The sequence below is a fragment of the Polaromonas sp. genome (assembly GCF_043778355.1).
GTDB lineage: Bacteria > Pseudomonadota > Gammaproteobacteria > Burkholderiales > Burkholderiaceae_C > Polaromonas.
In genome coordinates this window covers 1-11,984 of the sequence record NZ_JAYWHI010000007.1, presented here as the reverse complement: position 1 = coordinate 11,984, position 11,984 = coordinate 1, and the positions used below count along the sequence as shown (strand labels likewise).

General features: G+C 63.1%; 11 protein-coding genes. 5 read left to right on the top strand and 6 right to left on the bottom strand.

Annotated features, from left to right (window positions below; translation table 11 throughout):
- Positions 1–68: 68 nt before the first annotated feature.
- Positions 69–1,085, top strand: a complete 1,017-nt coding sequence (locus ACH2CW_RS00960) for an NAD(P)-dependent oxidoreductase (RefSeq protein ID WP_395054921.1) — start codon at positions 69–71, stop codon at positions 1,083–1,085.
- A 32-nt stretch (positions 1,086–1,117) separates the two neighbouring features.
- Here the strand turns inward: ACH2CW_RS00960 and ACH2CW_RS00955 are convergent, their stop codons facing one another.
- The 4 genes from ACH2CW_RS00955 to ACH2CW_RS00940 form a co-directional block, all read right to left on the bottom strand.
- Positions 1,118–4,024, bottom strand: a complete 2,907-nt coding sequence (locus ACH2CW_RS00955) for a valine--tRNA ligase (RefSeq protein ID WP_395054919.1) — start codon at positions 4,022–4,024, stop codon at positions 1,118–1,120.
- A gap of 60 nt (positions 4,025–4,084) precedes the next feature.
- Entirely contained in the window at positions 4,085–4,276 is a 192-nt protein-coding gene (locus ACH2CW_RS00950) for a DUF2783 domain-containing protein (RefSeq protein WP_395054917.1), read from the bottom strand.
- Positions 4,273–6,039, bottom strand: coding sequence for an FAD-dependent oxidoreductase (locus tag ACH2CW_RS00945; RefSeq protein ID WP_395054915.1), 1,767 nt, complete (start codon positions 6,037–6,039; stop codon positions 4,273–4,275). Before ACH2CW_RS00945 ends, ACH2CW_RS00950 begins: the two co-directional genes overlap by 4 nt.
- Before the next feature lie 96 nt (positions 6,040–6,135).
- Positions 6,136–6,780: a VOC family protein gene (locus ACH2CW_RS00940; protein ID WP_395054913.1), complete on the bottom strand. Its 645-nt coding sequence runs from the start codon at positions 6,778–6,780 to the stop codon at positions 6,136–6,138.
- Between the two features lie 200 nt (positions 6,781–6,980).
- Here ACH2CW_RS00940 and yaaA point away from each other — a divergent pair, with 200 nt between their 5' ends.
- From yaaA to queF, 4 genes are read left to right on the top strand one after another with little or no spacing between them, the layout of a single operon-like run.
- Positions 6,981–7,757 (top strand): peroxide stress protein YaaA, encoded by a 777-nt coding sequence (gene yaaA / locus ACH2CW_RS00935; protein ID WP_395054911.1) that lies wholly within the window; start codon positions 6,981–6,983, stop codon positions 7,755–7,757.
- Between the two features lie 7 nt (positions 7,758–7,764).
- Positions 7,765–8,616 (top strand): 2OG-Fe(II) oxygenase, encoded by an 852-nt coding sequence (locus ACH2CW_RS00930; protein ID WP_395054909.1) that lies wholly within the window; start codon positions 7,765–7,767, stop codon positions 8,614–8,616.
- Between the two features lie 50 nt (positions 8,617–8,666).
- Positions 8,667–9,578, top strand: a complete 912-nt coding sequence (locus ACH2CW_RS00925; protein WP_395054908.1) for an alpha/beta fold hydrolase — start codon at positions 8,667–8,669, stop codon at positions 9,576–9,578.
- Positions 9,575–10,402, top strand: a complete 828-nt coding sequence (gene queF / locus ACH2CW_RS00920; protein WP_395054906.1) for an NADPH-dependent 7-cyano-7-deazaguanine reductase QueF — start codon at positions 9,575–9,577, stop codon at positions 10,400–10,402. Before ACH2CW_RS00925 ends, queF begins: the two co-directional genes overlap by 4 nt.
- A 155-nt stretch (positions 10,403–10,557) precedes the next feature.
- Here the strand turns inward: queF and ACH2CW_RS00915 are convergent, their stop codons facing one another.
- Both ACH2CW_RS00915 and ACH2CW_RS00910 read right to left on the bottom strand, forming a co-directional pair.
- Positions 10,558–11,403 (bottom strand): enoyl-CoA hydratase-related protein, encoded by an 846-nt coding sequence (locus ACH2CW_RS00915; protein ID WP_395054904.1) that lies wholly within the window; start codon positions 11,401–11,403, stop codon positions 10,558–10,560.
- A 25-nt stretch (positions 11,404–11,428) separates the two neighbouring features.
- The gene (locus tag ACH2CW_RS00910) at positions 11,429–11,728 is read right to left on the bottom strand and encodes a hypothetical protein (RefSeq protein ID WP_395054902.1); all 300 of its coding nucleotides are present in this window, start codon (positions 11,726–11,728) and stop codon (positions 11,429–11,431) included.
- Between the last annotated feature and the right edge of the window lie 256 nt (positions 11,729–11,984).

Below are 11,984 nucleotides of genomic sequence, written 5' to 3'. Positions count from 1 at the left end.
TCGGACGACAAGCCGAACAGGTGTCGGAACCCGTCAAATGGCGTGCTGAAAAGAAACAAGGATACTGGGTGGACATCTTACTTCTTGATGCGTTGGTGCCCGAAGCCATGACCTGGCTGGAGTCCCGTCATAGCGTGGAATACCGCCCTGAACTCGCGGATGACCTCGTGCTGCTGCGTCAGGCGGCGTACAAGACCCGCGGCATTGTGTTTCCCCGCCAGACCGTGGTGACCCGCGACTTTCTTGATTTTCTGCCCAAGCTCAAGGCTGTCGGCCGCCTGCACGTGGGCACCGACAACACCGACCTGGAAGCCTGCAAGGAACGTGGCATCAAGGTGATTCATGCCAGCAGTGCCAACGTGCGCTCCAATGCCGAGTACCTGCTCAGCAGCTTGCTGCTGCTGTACCGGCGTGGTGTGGTGTCGGCCTTGATGGGGAAACGCCACCCCACAGCGCAGATGGGGCGGGAACTGCACGGCAGCACTGTCGGTATTCTGGGTCTGGCGCCCACCGCTCACACCCTGGCCGGCATGCTCACCAGTCTGGGCGTGCGGCTGATCGGATACGACCCCGCCGTTCATCACACCGCACCGATCTGGGAGCGTCTGCGCATCCAGCCGGTCACGCTGACCGAACTCATGAGTCAGGCCGATGCGGTGTCGGTGCAGATGCTGTATGCCACGCGTTTTCGCGGGTTTGTGAATGAAAAACTGCTGGCAGCCTGCAAGCGCGGCCAGTTGTGGGTGGGTATCAGCCGCAGCGCGCTGTTTGACGAGAAGGCCCTTGCCGCCGCCCTGTGTGATGGTCGCATCGAGGCGTGCATTCTGGACGGCGCAGAAGAAAATTTCACCGACGAAGGCTCGCCACTCAACGGGTTGAAAAACCTGTTCATCACGCCGCGTCTGGGTTCACACACGCGCGAAGCGCGCTTGCGCTCGAGCTGGTATGTGGCGCACCGCATGCATGAAGCCATCACGGCCGAGCAGCGCGGCGTGGGTTACGTGCCCAGCGCACCCATGGACATGGAACTGCCCGGTGCGGTGTCGCCTTCGCAGTGGGGTGAGCAGGAATACTCCATCCGATAAGTAAAGCCCCCCTCCACCGCGGCCAGTGGCAATTAATTCAGCCGCGTTAGCTGGGCGCGGATTTTCTCCAGCGTTGCCGTGTAGTCTGTCAGACGCTTGCGCTCTTGCTCCAGCACCGCCGGCGGCACTTTGGCCACAAAAGCCTCGTTGGCCAACTTGGCCTGGACCTTGACGAGTTCCCCCGCCAGCCGCGTCGCCTCCTTGCCCAGACGGGCTTTTTCGGCGGCGACATCGACTTCCATGTGCAGGCAGACCTTTGCGTCGCCGACCACGGCCACTGGCGCGGCTTCAGCCGCTTGGGCCCAGTCGGACTCGCTGTCAAACACCTTGACCTCGCTGAGCTTGGCCAGCGCCTTGATGACAGGTGCCGATTGCGTCATGAAAGCCTGATCGCCGACCACATACAGGGGCAGGCGTGTTGCCGGTGACACCTTCATCTCGCCGCGCAGGTTGCGGCAGGCATCAACCAGCGTCTTGAGCCTGGCCACATGCGCCTCGGCCTGCGCATCAATCTTGCCGGGCTGGCTTTGCGGGTAAGCGGCCTGGCCGATGTACTCACCCTTTTTCAGGCCAGCCACCGGCGCCACGATTTGCCAGAGTTCCTCGGTGATGAAAGGTAACACCGGATGCGCCAGCCGCAGGATGGCTTCCAGCGTGCGGATCAGCGTGCGGCGTGTGGCGCGCTGCTGGGCGGGCGTGCCGGTCTGTATCTGCACCTTGGCAATTTCCAGGTACCAGTCGCAGAACTCGTCCCAGACAAACTGGTAAATGCTGCCCGCGACGTTGTCGAGGCGGTAGCCGGCAAAGCCTTTGGCGACATCGGCTTCGACACGTTGCAGGGTAGAGGCGATCCAGCGGTCGGCTTGAGAAAAACTCATGTAGTTGTGGAACTCGCCTCCGGGCTGGCATTGCTCCTTCGTGTGCTCCGCCAGGCCGCAGTCCTGGCCTTCGCAGTTCATCAGCGTGAAACGCGTGGCATTCCAGAGCTTGTTGCAGAAGTTGCGGTAACCCTCGCAGCGCTTGCTGTCGAAGTTGATGCTGCGGCCCAGGCTGGCCAGCGAGGCAAAGGTAAAACGCAGCGCATCAGCGCCGTAAGCGGGGATGCCGGCCGGGAACTCCTTCTCGGTGTTCTTGCGCACCTGCGGCGCGGTCTCGGGCTTGCGCAGGCCCTGCGAGCGTTTGTCCAGCAGCGGCGCGAGCTCAATGCCGTCGATCAGGTCCACCGGGTCCAGCACATTGCCTTCGGACTTGCTCATTTTCTTGCCGTGGGCGTCCTTGACCAGGCCATGGATGTACACATGGTGGAAAGGCACCTGGCCGGTGAAATGCGTGGTCATCATGATCATCCGTGCCACCCAGAAGAAGATGATGTCGTAACCGGTGACCAGCACGCTCGATGGCAGGAACAGGTCGAGTTCTTTGGTTTTTTCAGGCCAGCCCAGCGACGAGAAGGGCACCAGGGCCGACGAGTACCAGGTGTCGAGCACGTCGGGGTCGCGTGTCAGTGTTTTGCCGGGCGCCTGCGCTTGCGCCGCCGCTTCGTTCTCGGCGACGTAAACCTTGCCGTCTTCGTCGTACCAGGCCGGAATCTGGTGGCCCCACCAGAGCTGGCGCGAGATGCACCAGTCCTGGATGTTGCCCATCCACTGGTTGTAGGTGTTGACCCACTGCTCGGGCACAAACTTGACCGCGCCGCTGTCCACGGCGTCAATTGCTTTTTGTGCGATGGACTTGCCCGTCGGGTCTTTGTCGCTGACCTTGGTCATCGCGACGAACCACTGGTCGGTCAGCATGGGCTCGATCACCTGGCCGGTGCGCGCGCAGCGCGGCACCATGAGTTTGTGTTTCTTGACCTCGGCCAGAAAACCCTGGGCTTCAAGGTCAGCCACGACGGCCTTGCGCGCCACGAAGCGGTCCATGCCGCGGTACTTTTCAGGCGCGTTGTCGTTGATGGCGGCATCCAGCGTCAGCACGCCAATCATCGGCAACTGGTGACGCTGGCCGACCGCATAGTCGTTGCTGTCATGGGCGGGTGTGACCTTGACCACGCCGGTGCCGAAGGCCTTGTCGACGTAGTCGTCGGCAATCACCGGGATGTCGCGGCCGCACAGCGGCAGCAAGACGCGCTTGCCCACCAAATGGCTGTAACGCTCGTCCTCGGGATGGACCATGAGTGCCACGTCACCCAGCATGGTTTCCGGTCGCGTGGTCGCCACCGTCAGCGAGCCGCTGCCATCAGCCAGCGGGTAAGAGATGTGCCAGAGGAAACCGTCTTCTTCTTCGCTTTCAACCTCCAGGTCAGACACCGCCGACTTGAGAATCGGGTCCCAGTTCACCAGGCGTTTGCCGCGGTAGATCAGGCCCTGCTCATAAAGCTGCACAAAGGTGGCGGTCACCACTTTGGACATCTTGGGGTCCATCGTGAAGTACTCGTGTTTCCAGGCCACCGAGTCGCCCATGCGGCGCATCTGGCGCGTGATGGTGGTGCCGGATTCTTCTTTCCACTCCCAGACTTTTTCAGCGAATTTTTCGCGGCCCAGGTCGTGCCGGCTTTTGCCTTCGCCCTGCAGCTTGCGCTCCACAACAATTTGGGTGGCAATACCGGCGTGGTCGGTGCCTGGCACCCACAGTGTGTTGTGGCCGCGCATGCGGTGATAACGCGTCAGCGCGTCCATGATGGTCTGGTTGAAGGCGTGGCCCATGTGCAGCGTGCCGGTCACATTGGGCGGTGGCAACTGGATCGAAAACGAGGGTTTGGCCGCGTCCAGCGTGGGTTCGTACATGCCACTGGCTTCCCAGCGCGGGCCCCACTGGCTTTCGATCGCCGCCGGCTCGAAGGACTTGGCCAGGCTGTCCAGCCCCGGCGTGGGCACGGCAACCCGCGCGTTTGCGGTCTCGGCGGCGGGTGGGGTGGGCAGGGGCTGGGCAGAGTCGGTCATGGGCGGCAATGAAAAACGGCATCTGGTGAGATGCCGCTGGGTGGATCAGGCGCCCTGATTTTATTCGACTGGCGCCGGCCTGGCCGCTGTTATGCAGGACGTGAGCAGCGCGGTGTCGCCGAGCTGGTTGGCCAGAATCAGGATCAACCGGGCGTTCAGCAGCTCCGATTGCTCGCGGCTCAGGCCCTGGTGGGCGTCGAGCAGACACTCATAAAACGCATCGGCGTCCTGGAAGTTCAGGGCGGTTTTCATGCGATTTCCTCTTGCAGGCCGAGCGCGGTCGTGATGGCGCGCACCAGCGAGGCATCCACGCCGGCGCCGGTAGCGGCCAGATAACTGTCGGGCCGCAGCAGGGCCCAGCCGGCCTGGCCATCGACACGGCAGGTGGCGCGCAACTGGCCGCTGTCATCGATCACATGTTCGGCGGCGCGGGCGCGCTGGCGCGGAGCAAGCACCTGCACACACACCACGCCGGTAAGTGCATTCAGCGCCTGCAGGCGTTTTGCGGATGCCGGCAGCAGCTCGCCAAACACCAGCAGCAACAGCCGGCTGCCAGCCCATTGCAGCAGGCTGATGAGCTTGCCGGGCTGGTCATTGGCCCATAAAAAACTGACATTTTGTGTCGCTACCCCGCCACTTTTGTCACAAACCGGGCTGAGCGAATAGGTGTTGGGCACCGACATGCGGCCGGTGTTGACCAATTGACGGGCAAACGGATGCTGGCGGGCCAGGCCGAGGGCTGCGCTGCGGAACAGGCGCTCCACACCGTCGGCTGGGCGCAAGAACCGCGCGGTGCGGTTGGTGACCAGCACATTTTGCCGGGCCGCCTCATGGCGCTCGCTGCCGTAGCTGTCCAGCAAAGCGGGGGCCGCGCGGCCCTGCAGCACCGCCGCCAGCTTCCAGGCCAGGTTGTCGGCGTCCTGCACACCCGAGTTGCCGCCGCGCGCGCCAAAGGGGCTGACCACATGGGCAGAGTCGCCCGCAAAAAACACGCGGCCGTGGCGCAACTGGTCCAGGCACTCGCTGCGGTAGGCGTAGGGGCCGACCCAGACGATGTCGCACTCGCCCTGGGCGAGTTCGCGCTTGAACTGGGCGTTGAGCCGGGCCCGCACCACGTCCTCGCGGCTGACCTCTTCGGGATCGCAGTTGGGCGCCATCTGGTAGTCGATGCGCCAGACGCCGTCGGCCATCAGGTGCTGCCAGACCGCGCGTTGGTCGTTGAAGGGCGCTTCTATCCAGGTGTGGCGCTCGACCGGCGGGGCGTCCCTGAAGCGCACATCGGCGATGCACCAGCGGTCGTCTCCCTTTTTCGCGGTGACCGAGGCGCCGCACCAGGCACGAAACGGGCTGCGCGAACCGGTGCAGTCGATCACGTGGCCAGCCTCCAGCGTGTAGTCGCCGGCGGGGGTGGTGATGGACAGCGTGGCGAAGTCGCTATTTTGCGCAAAGGCCGTGATGCGGTTGTTCCAGCGCAGGTCTGTGCGCGGCTGGCTGGCATTGAGCGCCTGGATCTGCTCGACCAGAAAACCCTCGATGTAAAACTGCTGGATGTTGATGAAGGGCGGCTGCTGGCTCAGCGAGTGGGTCTGCTGCTGGCGCAGATCGAAAGAATAGACCTCGTCCTCACCGGCAAACGTGCGGCCCACACTCCATTGCACACCTTTGGCCGCAATGCGTTCATAGATGCCGAGGCGTTTGAAAATTTCCAGCGTTTTCTGCGCGTAACAGATGCCGCGCGAGGAGGCCCCTTTCACACCGACGGTGTTGTCTTCGTCCAGCAGCACCGCGTTCACGCCGTGTTGCGCCAGCGCGCAGGCCAGGCTCAAGCCGGTGATGCCGCCGCCGACAATGACGATGGGGTAGCGCCGGACCTCGCCGGTGGCCAGCTCGGGTGGCGCCACAAACGGGTACTCGGGCAGCGTGTAGCCTGTGCCTTCAGTGAACTCATAACCGTTGCTGAAGGCCGTATCGGCATACGCAATAGGTGCGGTGTGAGCAGTCGGGGTCTCCTGCATGGCTTGCTGCCTTCGGGGGTGATTTTTAAGTGTTTCAGGGCCTTGGCCCATGTCGGTCGGGTGTACCAAGCTATCAATTCAATAGCAATGTAGACCTCAGCGAATGGCTTTCCCGGCGATCTCGGGGCGGTCGTTGCGTTGCGGTTTGAGCGCTTCGGCCGCCTGGCCAGCGGCCTTGTCCTGGCGCCACTGCTGCTTGCGCGCCGTCCACTCGGCCAGCCGCGCGTGCGCGGTTTTGCTCTCTTGCAGCATTTCAAACTCATCGGCCAGTTGCGCCGTCAACTCCAGCCGCACGCCGTTTGGATCGAAAAAATAGATGCTTTTGAAGATGTGGTGGTCGGTCACGCCCAGCACCTCGATGCCGCCCGCCTGCAGGCGCGCCTTCATGGCTTCGAGGTCGGCCACGGTGTTGACGCGAAACGAGATGTGATTCACCCACAGCGGCGTGTTCGGCGAGGGCAGGGCCGCCTCATCGTTGCCAAGGTCAAAAAACGCGATGAAGGAGCCGTCCTGCAGGCGAAAGAAAAAGTGCGTGTAGGGGCAGTACTCGCCGGTGCTCGGCACGTAGTCGCTCTGGATGATGTGGTACAGCGGCAGGCCCAGGATGTCTTCGTAGAAGTGCCGGGTTTCCTCGGCATCCTTGGCGCGGTAGGCGTAGTGGTGCAGTTGCTGCACAGGCGCCGGGGGCGGCAGGCTGGACAGGGCAGGGGGCGCAGTCAAGGGGTTCATGAGGGCAGCCATGGCAATCTCCTGGGTTCAGGTGGGGTTGCAAGACCATTCTTTTCATGGCTTGAATTCACCTATTCATAATGCATTTACTATAACGTAACTCCCGGACGCTGCCAAGAGCAGGCGTTCCGAGCGCTGGTCGCCCTGCTCGGAGGCCAAGCTGTCGTAAAGTGGGGGGTTGGCCCTTACCCATTTTTCAAGAACCCTTCCCCATGCTGTTTCTCCTTTCGCCGGCCAAGTCGCTGGACTACGACACGCCCCCACAGGTCACCACCCACACCCGAACCCTGTTCCCGCGCCAGTCGGCCGAGCTCATTGGCGTGCTTCGGGAAAAAACGCCGCAGCAAATCAGTACGCTGATGAAGCTCTCCGATACCCTGGCCGGGCTGAACGTCGCGCGTTACCAGGCCTGGTCGCCGCGTTTCACCGCCAAAAATTCCAAACAGGCGTTGCTCGCTTTCGATGGTGATGTCTACGGCGGGCTCAACGCCAAAACCCTCAGCGAATCACAACTGGACTGGGCCCAGAACCATGTCTGCATCCTGAGCGGGCTCTATGGCGTGTTGCGCCCGCTGGACCGGATGCAGCCTTACCGCCTGGAGATGGGAACGGCGTTGGCAACGGCGCGGGGCAACAACCTGTATCAGTTCTGGGGCGCGCAGATTGCGGATTACCTCAACCAACGTGCTGCGGCTGACACCTCGCCCGTCGTCGTCAATCTGGCGAGCGAAGAGTATTTCAAGGCGGTGGACCGCAAGGCTTTGAAGCCGCGCGTGGTGAGCTGCGTGTTTGAAGAGTTCAAGGGCGGCAAGTACAAGATCATCAGCTTCAACGCCAAACGCGCGCGTGGCCTGATGGCGCGTTATGCGATCGAGAAAAAAATCGCCAGTGTCAAAAGACTGGAAAGTTTTGACGCCGAGGGTTATCGCTTCGAGCCCGCCGTGTCCGCGCCGGACCGGCTGGTGTTCCGGCGCAAACAAGCGGCCTGAGACTGCATTGAAAGAAGAAGCCGCCTTGCCAACAGCTGCGACCAGCGCCGAGCAGCAGGCCATCACGCGCGAGTTGCGCCAGTGGATTGCATCGCAGACTGCAGACGGTCATGGGCGAGACGCGGTGATGCAGGCCATGCTTTCGGCGGGCTGGAGCCATCAGGTGGCGAGCGAAGCGTTGACGGAGACGCCGTCGGCGGCCGTGCCCGTGCCCTGGCCGGCCGCGGCCAGTTCCAGCCTGCGGCTGGATGCCGGTGACCGGCAGGTGGCCATCAGCACCGTGATGCGCACGCCCGACCTGCTGGTGCTCGAGGATCTGCTGAGCGACGCGGAATGCCTGGCGCTGATCGCGGCGGCCAAACCGCGGCTGCAGCGCTCGCTCACGGTGGCGCTGGAGACCGGCGGCGACGAGGTGCATGCCGACCGCACCAGCGACGGCATGTTTTTCACGCGCGGTGAAAATACCGTGGTCGCGGCCGTTGAGGCGCGTATTGCGAAGCTGCTGGGCTGGCCGGTCGAAAACGGCGAAGGCCTGCAGGTGCTGCGTTATGGCCCCGGCACCGAATACAAGCCGCATTACGATTATTTTGACCCGGCTGAATCGGGCACAGCTTCCATCCTGGCGCGCGGCGGCCAACGTGTGGCCACGCTGATCATGTATTTGCAGGAGCCGGACCAGGGCGGCGCCACGGTATTTCCCGACCTGCGGCTGCAGGTGGTGCCACGTCGCGGCAGTGCGGTGTTTTTCAGCTACAGCCAGGCGCACCCTTGCAGCCAGACCCTGCACGGCGGCATGCCGGTGCTGGCGGGTGAGAAGTGGATAGCCACAAAATGGCTTCGCGAGCGTGAATTCAGCTGATTGATGAATGAAATAACCTTTGAGCCCATGACTGACGGGCATATACAGCTATGAAAATAAGAGCAAACGGCATCGACATTGAAATTGAAGACACGCACCCGGGCGACACCTCTGGCCGTCCGGTGGTGTTGCTGATCATGGGCCTGGGCATGCAGCTCGTCGCCTGGCCACCAGCGCTGGTGCAGTCGCTGGTGGACGCCGGTTACCGGGTGGTTCGGCTGGACAACCGTGATATCGGCCTGTCGCAGAAGTTTGACCACCTCGGCACGCCCAACCTGGTGTGGGCCAGCATCAAATACAAACTGGGGCTGGGCGTGAGGGCGCCGTATGCGTTGCACGACATGGCGGCCGATGCGCTGGCGGTGCTCGATACGCTGGGCGTGGCAAAAGCCCATGTGGTCGGTGTCAGCATGGGCGGCATGATTGCGCAGCGCGTGGCGCTGGCCGCGCCGGACCGCGTGCAAAGCTTGTGCAGCATCATGAGTTCCAGCGGTGCACGCGGCCTGCCGCAGGCCCAGCCCCAGGTCATGCGGGTGCTGCTGAGCCGCCCGGCCGGCAAGGACATTTCTTCGGTGACTGACCACTACGTCAAACTCTTCAAGGCGATTGGCAGCCCCGGCTTTCCGGTGGACGACGCCGAGCTGCGTGAACGCATCACGGCTGCAGCGCGGCGCAACTTCAACCCGGCCGGCGTGTTGCGCCAGATGATGGCCATCGTCGCCGACAGCCGGCGCGCCTCCGAACTGGCGGGCTTGCGCCTGCCGACCCTGGTGATCCACGGCAAGGCCGATCCGCTGGTGCCTTTTGCCTGCGGCGAAGACACCGCGCGGCGCATTCCCGGCGCACAACTGGTTGGCATCGAGGGCATGGGCCATGACCTGCCGGCCGGCGTGGTCCAGCGTATTCTTGAACCCCTGATTCCTCACCTCCATACATCACAGGCCGCACAGGCACCCGCATGAACACTCCTGAAGAATCGCAACTGGGCAAAAGCTCGGCCTATATCGACCAGTACGACGCCTCGCTGTTGTTCCCGATTCCGCGCGCTGCCAAGCGTGCAGAAATTGGTCTGGGCGACACCCTGCCCTTCATGGGTGCCGACATGTGGACCGTGTTCGAGCTGAGCTGGCTCAACCTGCGCGGCAAGCCGCAGGTCGCGCTGGCCCACATCACCGTGCCCTGCGAGTCGCCGAACATCGTCGAAAGCAAGTCTTTCAAGCTCTACCTGAACAGCTTCAACAACACACGTTTTCTCGACGCACGCGAGGTCCGCGAACGCATTCGCGCCGACCTCAACGCGGCCGTGGGCGCGGGTGTCGGCGTCAAGACGCTGGGCCCCGAGCTGTTCGACCAGGAGCCGGTGCACGAGCTCGACGGCCTGAACCTGGACCGGCTCGATGTGGAATGCCTGCACTACACGCCGGCGCCCGAGCTGCTGTTTGCCGACCATGAGGAGGCGCCAGTGAGCGAGACGCTGACCTCCAACCTGCTCAAGAGCAACTGCCTGGTCACCGGCCAGCCCGACTGGGGCAGCGTGCAGATCAGTTATTCGGGCGCGCCCATCGACCAGGAAGGCCTGCTGCAATACCTGGTGAGTTTTCGCAACCACAACGAGTTTCACGAGCAGTGTGTGGAGCGCATCTTCATGGACATCTGGACCCGATGCCGCCCGCTCAGGCTGTCGGTCTATGCGCGTTACACGCGCCGCGGCGGCCTCGACATCAACCCCTTTCGCACCAGCCACCCGCAGGCCTTGCCGGGCAATGTGCGGACGGCGCGGCAGTAGTTTTTTCCAGGGTGTCATTGCGGGCTTGACCCGCAATCCATGCAGGCATACCCACGGGCCCCGCTCGCAGGCATGGATCCCGGGCCAGGTCCGTGATGACGACGCCGTGCCGTCTGCTATTCAATCGATAGCTGCTCACGCTTGTGGGAAATGGGCTAAAGCCCGATTTCATTAAAATGTTTGAGCGGTGACAGGCCAGGGAACTCACCCGCGCGTTTTTCCTTCATGGCCGTCACCGCCTCGCGCACATGCTGGTTGCTCCAGATCGCGCCTTGCAGCCAGCCCATCTGTTTGAGCGCATCGTCCACCGAGTGATCGCGTGTGTAGTGGATCGCCTGCTTGGTGCCCCAGATCGCGACCGGGGGTTTGCTGGCAATTTCTTTGGCGCACTGCAACGCGCCGGCGAGCATGGCCTCGGTTGACTCAAACACCTCGTTGACCAGTCCGTAGGCCAGCGCTTTCTGCGCGGGCAGGCGGCGGCCGGTGTAGGCCAGCTCCTTCACCACGGCCAGCGGCACCAGCTTGGGCAGGCGCTGCAAGGTGCCGACGTCGGCGACCATGCCAATGTTGATTTCCTGGATGCAAAAGAAGGTGTCAAGCGTGGCGTATCGGATGCAGCAGGCCGTGACCATGTCGACCGCGCCGCCTATGCAGCCGCCCTGGATCGCGGCAATCACCGGGATGCGCAGGCTTTCCAGCTTGGTAAATGTCGCCTGCATGCCGGCCAGCAGGTCGAACATCGCGGCGCGACCCTCGGGGCTCTGGTCGTCCATACTGATGGCGCCGCCGAAGGCCTCCAGCGCCATGCCGGCGCTGAAATGTTTGCCGGTGCTGGAGATCAGCAGCACCCGCGCATCGCCGGCCTTGTTGATCTGCGTGAGCGCGTCATCAAGCTCGCGCCAGAAGGTCGGGTGCATGGTGTTCATCGCCTCGGGACGGTTGAGCACCAGGTGCGCAATGTGGTCCGAGGTGGAGAGGGTAAAGCAGGTCAGTGGATGCATGCCCGCCAATGTAAGCCAGATGCGCTCAGGTCACCAGATCAAGCCAGTCACACCTGAGACGCTGCGTGGCGTGGGCACGTGCCCGCAAGCGGGTGTACAGCACCGGCATCCAGATGCCGAGCAGGCACAGCGGATAGGCCCAGGGCGCTTCGAAGGCGAAGGCCGGCAACCAGCCCACCCAGCCCATCATCCAGAGCGTCAGCACCGCTTCCCACGTGTAACATTCCACCGGCTGGGCGGCGTGGTGAGCAACGCGCCAGTTTTTCAAGCGCTCTATTTGCGCCAAGGAGATGTGCCGCGGCGGGTGGCTGACAGGGTTTGACATGAGAACCTCCGTGCTGGAGATTCCAATGTAAGTTTCGTGAAAGGTGTTGTCAACGCCGTTCGGCCCGGATTTCTCGGCTCCGGCGCGGGCAGCCGTCCACTATTTGGCGGCTGGCTTGTGCGCGCTAAACCCGGCGCCGGCGCGGCACCACGGTGAGTTGCATCGTGGCCTTGCCCGGTGTGGCGCTGACCGTGGTCTGCTGCGGTGGGATGTCCAGCAGTTGGTCCGCATGCCAGACCTTGAGCTGTGCCGCGCC